We start from the raw sequence: 16,444 nt of genomic DNA, 5'->3' as shown, positions 1-16,444 counted from the left end.
AGATTTCAGAAGGAAACTTTAACGGCTTTACGTTCTTCTGCTGATTCCGTTGCTTGCAATAATTCAGCGTTTTTAAAGCCAAAATTATTAGCAATCAAAGAACCTGGGAATTGCTCAATACCTGTGTTGTATTGCATGACACTGTCGTTATACGCCTGACGCGCAAAGGCAATTTTATTTTCCGTGCTGGTCAATTCTTCAGTGAGCTGTATCATGTTCTCATTGGCTTTCAGATCTGGGTAAGATTCTGATAAGGCGAACATTTTTCCTAACGACGCGGTCAAGGTACCTTCTGCCGCAGACAATTGCTGCACCGATGCAGCATCGGCTGGATCCAGACCGGCTTTACTGCTGGCGGAAACCGCCTGATTACGTGCCGCGATCACCGCTTCGAGTGTTTCACGCTCGTGCTTCATATAGCCTTTGGCGACTTCCACTAAATTCGGAATCAGGTCGTAACGACGCTTCAATTGCACATCAATTTGTGCAAACGCATTTTTAAAGCGATTACGTAAAGTGACCAAACGGTTATAGACGCCGATGACCCAAAACACGATCAAGGCAACAATAGCTAAAAATACGATCAATGTAATCATTTTCTCTCCAGAAAAAAGAAAACCGATGAAAAGTCATCGGCTACGGTTTTAACTTAATTATTGGCTTCGGTTTTTTCTGTCTTTACAGGTTGAACCACCATCGCCTTCAGTTCTTCTTCACTGATGTATTCAAACACTTTTACCACTTTACGTACACCGCTCACTGTACTGGCAACATCAGCTGCATGATTACCTTCACGCTGGGTCACGCGACCCATCAGATAAACAACACTTCCTTCAGTAATAACTTTAAACGAACTCGCGTATAAGTCTTTGGTATCAACAAATGCAGCCTTTATTTTGGTCGTGATCAACGCATCGTTGGAACGCGCTGAGAAGTTCGAAATGCCTGAAATTTGAATCTCATTCATCACCGTCACAACACCTTCAACCGTCTTGAGTTCGTTTTCTGCCTTGTCTTTGGTTTGTTGATCTGCGACTTCACCAGTCAATAATACGTGACGATTAAACGAGTTGACATTCACATGAGCGGTATCGCCCAGTGCTTTTGAAAGACGTAACTCACCTTTAACAGCGATAGATTTATCCTCTGTTTGCGCGCCCAAAGTCCGACGATCCGCGGCAGCGAAAGTACCCATGACGGCACTACCAACAACGAGTTCTACGCAACCCTGCAAACTCAAAAGCGCAGAACCACACAAACCAGCTACTAGCAAAGATCGTGAAAACTTACCCAGACTTTGTTTAATCATCAACATCACCTCCAAAGAGCGCAGTATCAATACCGTCGCAGATACAATGTATGGTCAACAGATGGACCTCCTGAATACGCGCCGTTTTATCGTGCGGAACGCAGATATGTACATCCATTTCACCTAATAAATTTTTTACCTCGCCGCCACCCTTACCAGTCAGGGCCACAACCCGCATATCGCGTTCTAACGCGGCATTGATAGCATTAATCACGCCGGGCGAATTACCCGATGTAGAAATCGCCAGCAAAATATCGCCCGACTGTCCAAACGCCTGCACCTGTTTGGAAAATACTTCTTGAAAACTATAGTCGTTGGCAATGGCCGTCATAATCGAACTATCGGTCGTCAATGCCATTGCAGGCAACGGCAAACGTTCGCGCTCAAAGCGCCCAACTAGTTCCGCAGCAAAATGCTGGCAATCTGCCGCCGACCCGCCATTCCCGCAAGCGAGAATCTTGTTACCGTTAGACAGTGCCTGAAACATAAGTTCCACTGCTTGAGAAATAGGAAGCGCCAGCTCTTCAGCGGCCTTGATTTTTAATTCGGCACTTTCATTGAAGTGCGCCAGGATACGTTGGTTTGTCATAGTGTGTCAGATTATACGATAGTCGCTAAGCAACAATTACGTTTTGTAACCAATGAATTGTACCCGCTTCGATGGCAATCACGTCAAACCGGCATGGTGGTTGTTGTTTCAGTTGAAGTAAGAATACCTGTGCCGCATGCTGCATTTTTCTTTGTTTTGCAGCAGTTATGCTGGCGATAGCGCCACCAAATTGCATAGAGGCACGTTTCCTTACCTCCACAAACACCAAGGTTTTGCCATCACGCATGATCAGATCAAGCTCACCGCCCTTGCAAAGGAAATTTTTTTGTATCAACTTAAGGCCGTTCTGTTCCAGATACTGCAAGGCGTGCAATTCACCATCATCTCCGCTACGGCGGCGGCTGGTTCTCTTGTCATGGGGAGCACTTTCTTGAACGGGTTCGCGTCTCATTGTCGTACAATCTGGTTTTGATTAAATTGGAATACCGGGTATGAGTACTACCGAATCCACAGCAGAATCCATCATGTTCACCAGCCCAACCATTATTGATGCGGTGGTTCGGCAAAATTACCCGGCCGGAACATTATATGTAGTCGCTACGCCGATCGGGAATGTTGCAGACATTTCCTTACGTGCTTTACACCTGCTAACAATAGTAGATGCAATTGCCTGCGAAGATACGCGCAATACGGCACAACTGCTGGGGCGATATGGGATTCATAAGCCCTTAATTGCCGCCCACCAGCATAATGAACGTGAAGTGGCGGAAAAAATCCTGCAACGTTTGCAAGCGGGCGAACGAATTGCGCTGGTATCCGACGCTGGTACGCCAGGCGTGTCTGACCCGGGAGCAAAAATTGTTGATGTGTTAAAGGCTGCCGGGGTGCCTGTGACGCCATTACCTGGTGCATCGGCAGCGATCAGCGCTTTGTCTGCAAGTGGTTTGTTAGCCGATCGTTTTTATTTTGTTGGTTTTTTACCAGCCAAAGCAGGGCAGCGCGAAACGACACTGCGTAGCTTACTCAACGTACCCGCCAGCCTGATTTTTTACGAGGCACCGCATCGAATTACAGAAACCGTGCATGCCATGTTGGACGTATTTGGTGATGATCATCAAATCGTATTAGCTCGTGAGGTCAGTAAGTTATTTGAAGAAATTCACCGTTGTCCGTTGAGCGCAGCGCCAGCATGGCTGGCAGCAGATGCCCACAGAGAAAAAGGCGAATACGTGATTTTGCTCGACGCTAGCCAAGCGGCTGAAGGCGAAAATGATCTGGAAGCACGCCGGGTACTAGGTATTTTGCTCGAAGAATGTTCCGTCAAACAGGCGGCCAACCTGGCAGCACAATTAACCGGGTTGAAAAAAAATGCTTTATACCAAATAGCATTGGAAATGAAGCAAGCCGAGTCTGATTAAGCGTAGTGCGCAGTAGCTACCCAGAGAAGCCTCAGGCTCAGCGTTGCACCACCATTGGACGTCCTACGCCCAGATTACCGGCTTGTGCTAATGCTGACATAGCTTCTGAACGACTATGAAATGGTCCGCTGACCAAGCGGTACAGGCTACCTTGCTGCACAATATCAAAGTCGGGCAGACGACTCTCGGCACGGCTTTTTAAGTGGCTCATGATAGATTCAGCGTTCGAGCGAATCGCGTATGCACCAAATTGCAAATAATACGCGCCACTGCCTGCAGTCTGCGTTGGTACAGATACCTTGTCATTGTTCACTGGTTCTGTATTACTGGCTTGTGCAGCTTCTTTAGTTTGTTGGGAAGCCAACAAATCTTCCATACTTATCGTGTCAGCTTGCGGTGCCGATGCGCCGGAGGACGCAAGAACTGGTTTGCTGGCGACGACAGCGGTAGTCACTGGCAGAGCCTGAACCACTTGTGGCGTTGGTATCTTGGCCACCGGCTGGTTATGCGATATATCATTCGCCGCTATCGCACGAGAATTATTGTCAGGTTGATTTTTTCGGTTTTCTGCCATGCGCTCTATGTCGGCTGGCAGTAAGCGTTCAACCTCAATCTGACTGCTTCCTTTCCCCAACAAATCCAACTTCAATGCGCCAGTGTACGAAAGGTCAATAATCCGGTTCGAATGGAAAGGCCCACGATCATTAATGCGAACGATAATTTGCTTGCCATTACTCAGATTAGTAACTCTGGCATAGGAAGGAATTGGTAAGGTTGGATGAGCAGCGGTAATTTTGTACATGTCGTACAACTCACCCGATGAAGTCTTCTGCCCATGAAATTTTTTGCCATACCAGCTGGCAATTCCACGCTGAATGAAGGGCGTAGAGTTATCGACTATAGGTGTGTAAGTTTTGCCAAATACCGCGTAGGGCTTATTCGCTGAGCGCGAAAAATCTTCCATGACTGGAATCGGGTCCATCGTGAATTCCAAACCTGGTGGTGGATTATCACCCGGGCCATCATCTTTGTAATAGCCACCTTTGCCCGAACCTGCTTTTGGTAATACCGGCGCGGGGCTGCTAATGGTTGGCGTTTTCGTTTGTGGACGGTTGGTATCGGCAATGATAGTCGGCTGTTTTGGTGCAGTTCCGCAGGCTGCCAGCAGCACTGCTGGTGCCGCCATCAGATAACATCGTTGCAATTGCTTGTTTGAAAAAATTTTCTTCATGTCTGCACCAGCTTACGATTTCGTTGAACGCTCATCATAATACCCGCCGCCATACCCAGCGTGACCAATGCGGTGCCGCCATAGCTAAGAAAAGGCAGAGGCACACCGACCACAGGCAAAATCCCGCTAACCATCCCCATGTTCACAAACGCATACGTGAAGAATATCATGGTTACTGAACCCGCCATCAATCTGGCAAACAGGGTAGGAGCATTAGCTGCAATCATAAGACAACGCAATATTAATAAAAAGTACAAACTAACTAATATTACATTGCCAATAAAACCAAATTCTTCGGAAAACACTGCAAAAATAAAATCGGTAGTACGTTCCGGAATAAATTCCAGATGCGCCTGTGTCCCCTTCAACCAGCCTTTGCCATGCAATCCACCAGAACCCACGGCAATTGTTGATTGAATAATATGAAAGCCTTTGCCTAAAGGATCACGGGTTGGGTCTAGCATTGTCAGTACACGGTCACGCTGATAGTCATGCAACATATATGGCCAAACCACGGTCGGCGTCACAATAGCAACGAAGGTGATCAAGGAAATTAAGATTTTCCAGGACAATCCAGCCAAAAAGATGACCGCAAATCCGGCAGCAACCACCAGTAGCGCCGTTCCGAGATCGGGTTGTTTTGCGATCAACCCCGTTGGAATTAATAAAATGACTGTTGCCACGACAAAATCTTTTAAACGCAAAGCACCCTCACGTTTTTGAAAATACCAAGCCAACATCAATGGTGTGGCAATTTTCATAATTTCGGATGGTTGGATTGGTGTACCAACATTGAGCCAACGGCGCGCGCCTTTCTTCACCATCCCGAATGCTGCCACCGCAAGTAACAAGGCGACACCAAAGCTGTAAATCGGAATGGCAAACCGCATCAATGTCTGCGGCGGGATATTGGCGAAAATCCACATAATGACAAACGACACCAGAATATTGCGCAACTGATCCTCTACCCTTCCCGGGAAATCGATGCCAGCTGAGTAAAGCGTAATAATTCCAGTCGACATAATCAGAAACAGCAAAATTGCCAACGGCGCATCAAACACCATAATGTATGAGCGCATGGATTGCCAATTAAAGCGTGAATGTTGCATCGTCAATCCCTTATTTCTTGTGCCGCCGGAACAGCTGTTGTGTCAACTTGTGCTGGTGACGCAGATGTGACGTCAGTTTTGGCAACAGGCGGTTTATCCTTATCAGAAGGACGTTTTCCTAACAGATAATAATCGAGGGCTTTACGTGCTATCGGGGCCGCAAACTCAGAACCAAAACCAACGTTTTCTACCACCATGGCCAGCGCAATTCTCGGCTTATCAGCGGGCGCAAAGGCGATATATAGGGCATTGTCACGCTGCCGTTCTGCCGTCGTTTTGGCATTATATTTTTCACCTTTTTTGATACCTACTACCTGCGCTGTCCCGGTTTTACCACCTGAGATATATTCAGCATCATGAAATTTCATGTAACCGGTACCACCTGCCACAGTGGTGACACCGACCATCGCATGTTTAATGAAATCAATATTTTCCTGCTTCAAAGGAATACGATAACTTTCTTTTGGTACGGTCAAGGTCTTCTGACGCGTCTTAGGGTCTTCTGTCATTTTGACCAGATGCGGCTTCATGACGATGCCATTGTTGGCCAGAGTTGCCATGGCGTGCGCCATTTGCAGTGGCGTAAAATTGTTATACCCTTGCCCGATCCCCAAGGAGATTGTCTCGCCGGCATACCATTTTTGCTGTGCAGCTTTTTTATAGGCAGTCCGCTTCCATTCAGTCGACGGCAACAAACCCGTCTTTTCATGTTCCAGATCAATACCGGTTTTCTGACCAAAACCAAATGGCTTCATGAAATCATGAATGGTATCTACACCGAGATCATTTGCGAGCATGTAGTAATACGGATCACATGACACGACGATAGAACGGTACATGTCTACAATGCCGTGACCGCCAGGTTTATCGTCATTAAACCTATGTCCACCAAACATGAAAAAGCCGGTATCTGCAATCGCTTGTGAAGGCGTGCGTTTGCCTAATTCCAGTGCCGCTAAAGCCATATACGGTTTATAGGTAGAACCCGGTGGATAGGTACCTGACAATGGGCGATTCAACAGCGGCCTGTCTTCTGATGTATTTAATTCGTTCCAGCTTTGTTGATCGATACCCTCGACAAATAAGTTAGGGTCGTACGAAGGTTTAGACACAAACGCAAGAACGTCACCAGTTTCGGGTTCAATCGCAACCAAGGCACCACGCCGATCACCGAACGCTTCTTCAATGACCTTTTGTAATTCGATATCCACTGAAAGGATTAAATTTTGTCCCGACGTCGGTGGCGTGCGTGACAGTGTGCGGACGGCGCGCCCATTGGCTGAGACTTCCACACGTTCAAAACCGGTCGTGCCATGAAGCGCCGTTTCGTAGCTTTTTTCCAAACCTTCTTTGCCGATATAGTCAGTGCCTTTGTAATTTGCACTGTCCTCCATATCGTCAATAATTTCCGCATCCTTAGGACTGATACGACCAATGTAACCAATCACATGCGAAGCACTGTCGCCTTGCGGATATTGACGGAATAAGCGCGCCTGAATATCAACGCCGGGAAAACGAAAACGTTGTGCCGTAAAACGCGCGACTTCATCGTCGGTCAAACGGGTACGAATCGGCAGACTTTCAAAATTTTTAGATTCATCCAGCAACTTTCGAAAGCGCTTACGATGCTTGGGTTGGATATCAACCAGTGCCGACAGGTTATCAATCAGTAAATCCATATCCTGGGTAATTTTGGATGGCGTAATTTCCAGGGTATAGGCCGAATAATTCTGCGCCAGAATGACGCCATTTCTGTCCATAATCAGACCGCGGTTAGGCACCACCGGTACTACGTCAATCCGATTATCATCAGCCTGCAGTACATAGTCGTCATACTTCACTATCTGCAACCAGACAAAACGCGAAATTAAGACAGAAAAGCAGGCGAACACGAAGATGCCGATAAAAATCAGCCGCATACGGAAATAATAGAGCTCGCGCTCCGTGTTCTTTAGTTCATTCATGATGTTTAGTTTGCTTACAGCTGCGACAGGAAATACACATGATGGTCAAATGGGACGCGTATCGTCTTTGTTGATCGCACGACGTTGTGGAGCAAGCAGTATCAGCGTTGCAATCGGCCATAATGCTGTGGTCACGACGCTTTCAGAAAAATACAGCCAGCCAGGAAAATGCGCATCAGGCGCGACGATAAGACGCACAGCAATTTGCAAACATTGGACAAACAAAAACAAAGGAAATACATACAAAGACTGCGTCAATGGATGAAACCATAAAACGCGGCGATGAATGGTGATCGCAAAGTAAGTCAATAAGGTGTAGGCAAGTGCGTTTTCGCCAAGGTGTATGGCATCATGCACATCCATCAACAAACCCATCGCAAAGGCGACGCCAATCCCAACCTTACGTGGTTGATGGATACTCCAGAATACTAATACCAGTGCAACAAAATCCGGCACGGCAATAAAGCCACCCCAAGGTAAAAAATTAAGCAAAAAAGCCAATGCCAGACTAAACGCAATAAACAATGGATTGACCGGCAACAAAATGTAATGCGGTTGTGTCATTTTGCGGTTTCCTTATTCGCTGGCTTCACTGTCTCAGCTTTAGCGGGTTCAACTTTTGCAGGTTCAATTCTTATAGCGTCAGATTTGGACGCACCTGTTTTGCTAACGTCGATTTTTGGCGATACTACCCGATTAGACTCTAACGTTGCCGCATCTTTGCTGGCGGTCTGTGCCAGCGATTGCTGATCAACCGGTTTAATATCGCTTTGTGGTGGTGTCGTATCACGAGTCACTTTACGATTGATTTTTTCTTTTTTCGCGCGCACATCTTCGGTATCTGGTCGCGGCAAGTTATCTGTGGAGACTTGTAAAATCAATAGTTGCTTATTACGATCTATACCAGCAGCAGGTATGCATAAAATATTTTCCAGTGTGGTCACGGCCTTACTCTCGACCTGCGCGACTTTTGCAACGGCAAGGCCCGGTGGGTAGATACCATCAATACCCGACGTGACCAATTGATCACCATTTTGAATATCCGCGTTCGACGTCAGGCGCATATCAAGATAAGCGGATTGTCCGCGTCCATAAGCGACACTGCGCAAGCCATTACGTAAGATTTGAACCGGAATTGCCTGATTTTTATCCGTCAACAAGGTTACTTCTGCCGTCAAAGGAAAAACCCGGGTCACCTGTCCGACCACACCCAAATCGTCGATCACTGGCTGTCCCAGAGCAATACCATCTTTGATACCGCGGTCAACAATCACCTTGCTGGTGGATGGGTCGCGCGCATCGTAGATGATTTCTGCCAGGACTGATTTCACAGGCAAGCGTTCGCGGGCATTGAGCAATTGCCGCAGGTGGTTATTTTCTGACTGCAATTGCGAAGTTTGTTGTAGTACGTCGGCATTTGATGTCTGCAAACGCTTGAGATGCGTGTTTTCTTTTTCCAGATCATTCAAAGACACAAAGTAATGCGAAATGTTTTTGTAGGTCAGGCTGGGTACCACGGCCACCATTTGCACAGGATAGAGAACGGTACCTATTATCTGGCGAACTAAGGTCAGAGATTTGAGACGGGAATCAACGACCAGCAAAAAAATGGCAAGAATCGCGAAAAAAATCGCTCTGGCACGGGCTGATGCGCCTTGTTTGAAGAGAGGTGGCGGACTGTAATCCATACTATATCAATCATCAGAAACAGGTTTGCCTGTTCGCAGCACAGTGCTGGGTCAGCCTGCGAGCGTTCTAAAAGCAAAAAGCCGACACATCGTAAGCCGGCTCTGCAACAATATTTTTACATCCAGATCAGATCAGCAGACATCAATAAAATCACAATTTTGCCTTGCACTTATCCATTCGGACGCTCTTCTCAATCTTATCAACTGAAGCCAACTGTGTTTGCGGCACATATGAGTAAGGCCGTACATTTATTCCAATGAGTACGGCCATAAGCTTTATGCAGAAACGACAGTTTCGCGATTTTTTTAATTACTCGTAGGAGAAGATAGAACCGAGTTTGTCCATGCGCTCTAAAGCCATACCCGAGCCACGTACCACGCAAGTCAAAGGATCTTCAGCTACGATCACTGGCAAGCCTGTTTCTTCCATGAGCAAGCGATCCAGATCACGCAACAAAGCACCACCACCGGTCAGCATCATGCCTTTTTCAGCAATATCTGCGCCGAGTTCTGGTGGGGTTTGTTCAAGTGCGTTTTTTACTGCAGAAACGATGTTATTCAAAGGATCAGTCAAGGCTTCCAGAATTTCATTGCTGGAAATAGTGAATGAGCGTGGAATGCCTTCTGACAGATTGCGTCCTTTGACTTCCATTTCTTTCACTTCGGAGCCTGGGAACGCAGAACCGATCGCTTTTTTGATCGCTTCAGCAGTTTGTTCACCGATCAGCATGCCGTAGTTACGGCGAATGTAGTTGACGATCGCTTCGTCGAACTTGTCGCCGCCGACGCGCACTGAGCCTTTGTAGACCATGCCGCCCAGAGAAATGATACCGACTTCCGTAGTACCACCACCGATATCCACCACCATAGAACCAGTCGCGTCAGATACTGGCAAGCCAGCACCAATCGCTGCTGCCATTGGTTCTTCAATCAGATAAACCTGAGAAGCGCCAGCGCCGAGTGCTGATTCACGAATTGCACGACGCTCAACCTGGGTAGAACCACAAGGAACGCAAATGATGATACGTGGGGACGGTTTGAAGAATTTTGTATCGTGCACCATACGGATGAACTGCTTGAGCATTTGCTCGGTGACCGTAAAATCAGCAATCACGCCGTCTTTCATCGGGCGAATCGCTTCAATATTACCCGGCACTTTGCCCAACATTTGCTTAGCTTCTTTACCAACAGCCTGGATCGTCTTCTTACCATTAGGTCCGCCTTCCTGGCGAATTGCCACAACGGACGGCTCATCAAGGACGATGCCCTGACTACGAACATAAATCAATGTATTTGCTGTACCCAGATCGATCGCCAGATCATTTGAAAAATAACTACGTAAGAAACCAAACATGTATTGTCCTGTATTTTAACTATTACTTTAACTATTGTTGCGTGCAGAATCTTAGGCAAATCGCCGCGATAAAATTTATACCAATTATCACACCAATGCCTAAGTCGCTACACCACGAATTTTGTACCCTATCTACCGTCTTAAAAATGCTATACAAATCCAAGGCTAAGACTAAGTTGAGGGATTTAGCACACCTTTAGGGCATTAACCCATCATTCTACCTTATAATCTTCTTAAATTTACTTGATACCAACACCTAAAAATGCAGTATCGGGATTTATAAATATTTACATGGAATTAACACCGCTTTGTGACATTAAGTAACTAAACGAGAGAAAATTCTATTTTTTAAATAGAGTCAACTCAATGCTTATAAGTTCACTCGCCAGTGCTGCAATTTTGTAACAATTCCATCACTCTTTTTTGACACTCTTTTGGACTTTTTTTGCGCCTTAAGCGCCCATAAATCATGTCACTGACACTTAACGATGTAACTCGCATTGCCAATTTGGCAAAGTTAAAAATTTCCGATACGGAAGCAGACTCGACGCTCGACAAACTCAATGGGATTTTTGCCCTGGCGGAACAACTTAAAGCCATTGATACCACTGGTGTAGCACCGCTGAGTCATCCTATTGCTGCTTTATTGCCTGAGATGGCATTGCGTTTGCGGGAAGATGTGGTCACAGAAAGCAATCACCGCGAGGAATACCAACAGTGCGCGCCAGCAACCCAGGATGGCTTATACCTGGTACCTAAGGTGATTGAATAAGATTTTCGGAAAAGAATTCGGAACAAACAAATGCATACAAAAACCCTTGCCCAATTATCTGACCTGCTGCACAGCAAACAGGTTTCTGCGACTGAACTCGCGCAACATTTTTTAGATCGCATTGCTGTTAGTGATCTGAATGCCTTTTTGCATGTCGATCCAGCACTCACCCTCAAACAAGCAGCTGCTGCCGATGCGCTGTTGGCGAGTGGCAAAGCCACTGCGCTGACTGGCATTCCAATTGCACACAAAGATATATTTGTGACACGTGATCTGCGCTCGACTGCCGGTTCACACATGCTGGAAAACTACGTCAGTCCATTTGACGCTACTGTTGTTGAAAAACTCGCGCAAGCTGGCATGGTGACACTTGGCAAACTCAATTGTGATGAGTTTGCGATGGGTTCTGCGAATGAGAATTCATTTTTTGGAGCAGTCAAAAATCCTTGGGATAAAACCGCAGTACCAGGTGGATCTTCCGGTGGTTCTGCCGCAGCAATCGCCGCGCGTCTGACGCCAGCTACTACCGGTACAGACACTGGTGGCTCCATCCGTCAACCAGCCGCTTTTTGTGGCGTAACGGGTATCAAACCAACCTACGGTAGCGTATCGCGTTACGGTATGATTGCGTTTGCTTCTTCACTCGATCAAGGTGGCCCGATTGCGCAAACGGCTGAAGATTGCGGCATGCTGCTCAATGCCATGGTGGGCTTTGATGAAAAAGATTCTACCTCAGTAGAACGCAAAGCCGAAGACTTTAACCGTGATTTGAACAAATCTCTGCAAGGCTTGCGCATCGGTGTGCCGAAAGAGTTTTTCAGCAAAGGTCTGGCGGCAGACGTTGAACAATCTGTTCGTGCTGCACTGGCAGAATACGTCAAGCTCGGCGCGACTTTGGTGGATATTTCTTTACCAAAAACCGAACTATCCATTCCTGTTTATTATGTGATTGCGCCAGCTGAAGCCTCATCCAATCTGAGTCGCTTTGATGGCGTACGTTACGGCCATCGCGCAGCGGATTACAAAGACCTCAACGACATGTATCGCCAGTCGCGTACCGAAGGTTTTGGCGACGAAGTCAAACGCCGTATTCTGGTCGGTGCTTACGTGTTATCGCATGGTTACTACGATGCATATTATCTGCAAGCACAAAAAATTCGCCGCCTGATTGCGCAGGATTTTGCTGCAGCCTTTGAAAAATGTGACGTCATTATGGGGCCAGTTGCCCCAACCGTGGCGTGGGATTTGGGCGCGCAGTCTGATGATCCGGTGGCTAACTATCTGGCTGATATTTTCACATTGTCGACCAGCCTCGCTGGTTTGCCAGGCATGTCGATACCTTGTGGTTTTGGACAAGGTGAAAAAAATTCCAAGCGTCCGGTCGGCTTACAATTAATCGGCAACTACTTTGATGAGGCACGCTTATTAAATGTAGCTCATCAGTACCAACAAGTGACCGACTGGCATCAACGCTCACCTGTATGAAAACACGCCACTTTAAGCTCAGTTTAGTGACTGCTTTGCTGTTTAGCACAGCCAGCATAACCACGTTAGCACAAGAGCCAGCGCTGGATTTGCATGTGCAGTGTACGCAGACCAAGCTTGAAGATGGTAATGGTGAGCGCCTGATTTTTGCCGATCAGGCACATATAAAATTGCATGGCAATACCATCGATGATTTTCAGTGGGAATCATCTTTGTTTCGCACCGATCATGGTCATGAATGCAGCATCGATAAAGATGATCAGTTACTAGCTGAAGTGACTGAAAAAGGTTGGCGTATCAGTTTAAAAGATGCAATCGCCACCCGAACTCAGCGTGGCTATGATTTTGATCGCGGTTACCAATGCAGCATCCGCGTTGAACGCGAGGGCGAGATGGTACATATCAGACCGACCTGCCCCGCTTTATGTGGGTCAAGAATGAATTTTACTGAACTCAAAATCAATACCAGCAACGGTCAATGCGAGTATCAAGACTGAGTCAATGTAAGCCAGATTAAAACAGATTAAGATTAAATACGAAGGAACTACTATGCAATGGGAAGTGGTTATCGGTTTTGAGACACACGTACAACTTAAAACCAATTCAAAAATTTTTAGCGGTTCATCGATACAATTTGGCGCAGAGCCAAATACGCAGGCCAGCCCGGTTGATCTGGCGTTGCCAGGTGTATTGCCAGTGATGAACAAAGCGGCCGTAGAAAAAGCCATCCAGTTTGGTCTGGCAGTCGGCGCGACAATTGCGCCAGAATCGATTTTTGCACGTAAAAATTACTTCTATCCTGATTTGCCAAAGGGCTATCAGATCAGTCAGTTTGAAATCCCGGTAGTTCAAGGCGGCTACGTCGCTTGCGTGGTTGAAAAAGACGGCAAATCAGAAGTCAAAAACATCCAATTGACACGCGCACATCTAGAAGAAGACGCGGGTAAATCGCTGCACGAAGATTATCAAGGCATGACCGGTATCGATTTGAATCGCGCTGGTACTCCATTGCTGGAAATCGTCACTGAACCAGTCATGCGTAGCGCCGCCGAAGCAGTTGCTTACGCCAAAGCCCTGCATTCATTAGTAATGTGGCTAGATATCTGTGACGGCAATATGCAAGAAGGTTCGTTCCGTTGCGATGCCAACGTCTCTGTGCGTCCGGTGGGTCAAAAAGAATTTGGCACCCGGGCTGAAATTAAAAATTTGAACTCCTTCCGTTTCCTGGAAGAAGCGATCAATCACGAAGTACGTCGCCAGATCGAACTGATCGAAGATGGTGGCACCGTTGTGCAAGAAACTCGTCTTTACGATCCGGACAAAAAAGAAACGCGCTCTATGCGTAGCAAAGAAGATTCACAAGACTATCGCTACTTCCCTGACCCAGATTTACCACCACTCAAAGTCAGTGCTGAGTGGGTAGAAAAAGTACGCTGCACCATGCCTGAATTGCCAGGCGCGATGCGTAGCCGTTTTGTAGAACAATTTGGTTTGCCTGAGTACGACGCAACTGTCCTGACGCAGTCCAAAGGCATCGCTACTTATTTTGAAGCAGTCGTCAATGCGGCTGGTGTAGCACAAGCCAAACCCGCTGCCAACATGATGATGGGCGATGTCGCATCTACCTTGAATCGTGAAGGCATAGAAATTAGTGCGATTCCTGTCAGCGCAGCTCAATTGGCAGTCCTGTTGCAGCGCATTGCTGACGGCACGATTTCCAACAAGATCGCTAAAGAAGTCTTTGCCGCAATGTGGCAAGCACCGTCCGCTGATGTGAATCTGGCAGACCAGGTGATTGAATCCAAAGGCTTGAAACAAATCTCCGATGTCGGCGCTCTCGAAAAAATCATCGATGAAGTCATGGCAGCCAATCAGCAATCCGTTGACGAATATCGTGCAGGCAAAGAAAAGGCCTTTAACTCACTGGTTGGACAAGCGATGAAAGCCACCAAAGGCAAAGGCAATCCAGCACAAGTCAATGAACTGCTCAAAAAGAAATTAGCAGGCTAATCCCAGTGCTGCATGTACTACATGCGGCACATTTATAGCGATTAAGAAAGAACATCATGAGCAATTTAAGACAAGAATTTATCGAGTTTTCCGTCAAAGCTGGCGTTATCCGTTTTGGTGATTTTGTGACCAAAGCAGGTCGTAACTCACCTTATTTTTTCAATGCGGGTCTGTTTAACGATGGCGCTAATTTAGGCAAATTAGCGGCTTTTTATGCTGACACGCTGATCAATTCCGGCGTTGAATTTGATATGTTGTTTGGCCCAGCATACAAGGGCATCACACTTGCATCCGCCACCGCGGTAGCGCTGGCAGCACGCGGTCGCAATGTGCCATTCGCCTACAACCGTAAAGAAGCCAAAGACCACGGCGAAGGCGGCACCATCGTTGGTGCAGAACTCAAAGGCAAAGTAGTAATCATCGACGACGTGATTTCTGCAGGCACATCTGTCCGCGAATCCGTAGAAATGATACGTGCGGCAGGTGCTACCCCTTGCGCCGTACTAATCGCCCTCGACCGTATGGAACGCTCAGGCAAAGACGACGCTTTATCTGCCCACTCAGCAGTGCAAGAAGTGAGCAATACCTACAACATGCCAGTGGTTTCTATTGGGAATTTGAATGACTTGTTTGACTACCTGTCTGCAGCTGGTGCCGATGCGCAATTAACACAGTACAAGCAAGCTGTGGCGGCGTATCGGGATAGGTATGGGGCGGTTTAACCAGGACATGATGACATATAAAAAGCTGTTAACTTTTCCCGAAGTATGTTTACGTTCTGGATTTTAAAGAATGAAGCGATGCTGCGACTGATGTTAAGAGATGATCAATGGGAACGAATTGCGCCTTTATTACGTGGAAAAGCAGGCGATAGAGGGCGTGGTCGGCTTGATAACCGTCGGTTGTTGAGGCAGTATTTTGGATAGCACGTACGGGTAGCCCTTGGTGAGATTTACCAGTCGAGTTTGGTAAATGGAATAGCATCTATATCCGGTTTGCCCGTTGGTCGAATAAAAATGTGTGGCAAAATATTTTTGCTGTATTGCGTGAAGATGCAGATATTGAAGAAGTCTCAAGAGACAGTACGGTGATCCGAGCGCACCAGCATGCCGCTGGTGCTGAAAAAAAAACGGTGAGCAAGCGCTTGGTCGATCTCGAGGAGGCTTCGGCACTAAAATCCATGCCTGCGTTGAAGGATTTGGACAACTAGCACGATTTGTACTGACGGGTGGGCATGTGCATGACTCAACACAGGCAGAGATTTTATTGAAAGAAATTGAGCCGCAAGCAGTATTAGCCGATAAGGCGTACGACACCAATGCGCTACTGGAGTGTATTGCCATGAAAAAAGCTAAGGCAGTTATTCCACCAAAAGAGAATCGAAAAGAGCAGAGAGAATTTGACCGCTACCATTACAGAAGCCGGAATTTAGTAGAAAGATTCTTTGCTCACATCAAACAATATAGGCGGTTTGCCACGCGATACGACAAACTTGCTGAACGATTTGCTTCATTTGTGGCAATTGCAGCTTCGATGCTTTGGTTAAAATAAATG

The 16,444-nt window shown here is 46.9% G+C and carries 16 protein-coding genes and 1 pseudogene; 7 read left to right on the top strand and 10 right to left on the bottom strand.

Annotated elements, in window-relative coordinates; genetic code table 11:
* Positions 1–5 precede the first annotated feature (5 nt).
* Genes H8K32_RS11570 through H8K32_RS11555 form a run of 4 tightly spaced genes read right to left on the bottom strand, consistent with a single transcriptional unit; the run spans position 6 to position 2,310 of the window.
* The gene (locus tag H8K32_RS11570) at positions 6–596 is read right to left on the bottom strand and encodes a LemA family protein (protein WP_186912693.1); all 591 of its coding nucleotides are present in this window, start codon (positions 594–596) and stop codon (positions 6–8) included.
* 53 nt (positions 597–649) lie between these two features.
* Positions 650–1,309 carry a BON domain-containing protein gene (locus tag H8K32_RS11565; RefSeq protein WP_186912691.1) on the bottom strand — a complete coding sequence of 220 codons (660 nt, stop codon included), beginning with the start codon at positions 1,307–1,309 and terminating at the stop codon, positions 650–652.
* Entirely contained in the window at positions 1,302–1,898 is a 597-nt protein-coding gene (locus H8K32_RS11560) for a phosphoheptose isomerase (RefSeq protein ID WP_186912689.1), read from the bottom strand. The genes H8K32_RS11565 and H8K32_RS11560 overlap by 8 nt, the downstream gene beginning before the upstream one ends.
* Before the next feature lie 25 nt (positions 1,899–1,923).
* Complete coding sequence (locus tag H8K32_RS11555; protein WP_186912687.1) at positions 1,924–2,310, bottom strand: YraN family protein; 387 nt, start codon at positions 2,308–2,310, stop codon at positions 1,924–1,926.
* Between the two features lie 40 nt (positions 2,311–2,350).
* On the opposite strand from H8K32_RS11555, the gene rsmI reads away from it, so the two are divergent.
* The gene (gene rsmI, locus H8K32_RS11550) at positions 2,351–3,277 is read left to right on the top strand and encodes a 16S rRNA (cytidine(1402)-2'-O)-methyltransferase (protein ID WP_186912685.1); all 927 of its coding nucleotides are present in this window, start codon (positions 2,351–2,353) and stop codon (positions 3,275–3,277) included.
* A 37-nt stretch (positions 3,278–3,314) separates the two neighbouring features.
* Here the strand turns inward: rsmI and H8K32_RS11545 are convergent, their stop codons facing one another.
* The 6 genes from H8K32_RS11545 to H8K32_RS11520 form a co-directional block, all read right to left on the bottom strand.
* Entirely contained in the window at positions 3,315–4,508 is a 1,194-nt protein-coding gene (locus tag H8K32_RS11545) for a septal ring lytic transglycosylase RlpA family protein (protein ID WP_246447305.1), read from the bottom strand.
* A complete protein-coding gene (rodA, locus tag H8K32_RS11540) occupies positions 4,505–5,617 on the bottom strand; it encodes a rod shape-determining protein RodA (protein WP_186912684.1) in 1,113 nt (370 codons plus the stop codon). The genes H8K32_RS11545 and rodA overlap by 4 nt, the downstream gene beginning before the upstream one ends.
* Before the next feature lie 2 nt (positions 5,618–5,619).
* The gene (gene mrdA, locus H8K32_RS11535; protein WP_186912682.1) at positions 5,620–7,581 is read right to left on the bottom strand and encodes a penicillin-binding protein 2; all 1,962 of its coding nucleotides are present in this window, start codon (positions 7,579–7,581) and stop codon (positions 5,620–5,622) included.
* Between the two features lie 45 nt (positions 7,582–7,626).
* Entirely contained in the window at positions 7,627–8,145 is a 519-nt protein-coding gene (mreD, locus tag H8K32_RS11530; protein ID WP_186912680.1) for a rod shape-determining protein MreD, read from the bottom strand.
* Positions 8,142–9,269, bottom strand: coding sequence for a rod shape-determining protein MreC (mreC, locus tag H8K32_RS11525; RefSeq protein WP_186912678.1), 1,128 nt, complete (start codon positions 9,267–9,269; stop codon positions 8,142–8,144). Before mreC ends, mreD begins: the two co-directional genes overlap by 4 nt.
* 310 nt (positions 9,270–9,579) lie before the next feature.
* Positions 9,580–10,623 carry a rod shape-determining protein gene (locus tag H8K32_RS11520; RefSeq protein WP_176801730.1) on the bottom strand — a complete coding sequence of 348 codons (1,044 nt, stop codon included), beginning with the start codon at positions 10,621–10,623 and terminating at the stop codon, positions 9,580–9,582.
* Positions 10,624–11,092: 469 nt separating this feature from the next.
* Here H8K32_RS11520 and gatC point away from each other — a divergent pair, with 469 nt between their 5' ends.
* From gatC to H8K32_RS11490, 6 genes and pseudogenes are all read left to right on the top strand, one after another.
* The gene (gene gatC / locus H8K32_RS11515) at positions 11,093–11,395 is read left to right on the top strand and encodes an Asp-tRNA(Asn)/Glu-tRNA(Gln) amidotransferase subunit GatC (RefSeq protein WP_186912676.1); all 303 of its coding nucleotides are present in this window, start codon (positions 11,093–11,095) and stop codon (positions 11,393–11,395) included.
* A 30-nt stretch (positions 11,396–11,425) separates the two neighbouring features.
* Positions 11,426–12,880: an Asp-tRNA(Asn)/Glu-tRNA(Gln) amidotransferase subunit GatA gene (gatA, locus tag H8K32_RS11510; RefSeq protein WP_186912675.1), complete on the top strand. Its 1,455-nt coding sequence runs from the start codon at positions 11,426–11,428 to the stop codon at positions 12,878–12,880.
* Positions 12,877–13,377 (top strand): hypothetical protein, encoded by a 501-nt coding sequence (locus tag H8K32_RS11505; RefSeq protein WP_186912673.1) that lies wholly within the window; start codon positions 12,877–12,879, stop codon positions 13,375–13,377. Before gatA ends, H8K32_RS11505 begins: the two co-directional genes overlap by 4 nt.
* Before the next feature lie 31 nt (positions 13,378–13,408).
* Positions 13,409–14,890, top strand: coding sequence for an Asp-tRNA(Asn)/Glu-tRNA(Gln) amidotransferase subunit GatB (gene gatB, locus H8K32_RS11500; protein ID WP_343067996.1), 1,482 nt, complete (start codon positions 13,409–13,411; stop codon positions 14,888–14,890).
* Positions 14,891–14,946: 56 nt separating this feature from the next.
* Entirely contained in the window at positions 14,947–15,612 is a 666-nt protein-coding gene (gene pyrE, locus H8K32_RS11495) for an orotate phosphoribosyltransferase (RefSeq protein ID WP_186912670.1), read from the top strand.
* A 78-nt stretch (positions 15,613–15,690) separates the two neighbouring features.
* Positions 15,691–16,441, top strand: a pseudogene (locus tag H8K32_RS11490) (IS5 family transposase).
* The last annotated feature ends 3 nt before the right edge of the window (positions 16,442–16,444 follow it).

It is taken from the genome of Cognatundibacterium jejuense (assembly GCF_014284255.1).
Classification (GTDB): Bacteria; Pseudomonadota; Gammaproteobacteria; order Burkholderiales; family Burkholderiaceae_D; genus Undibacterium; species Undibacterium jejuense.
The sequence above is the reverse complement of the archived record's forward strand: the minus strand, read 5'-3'. Positions and strand labels throughout refer to the sequence as shown.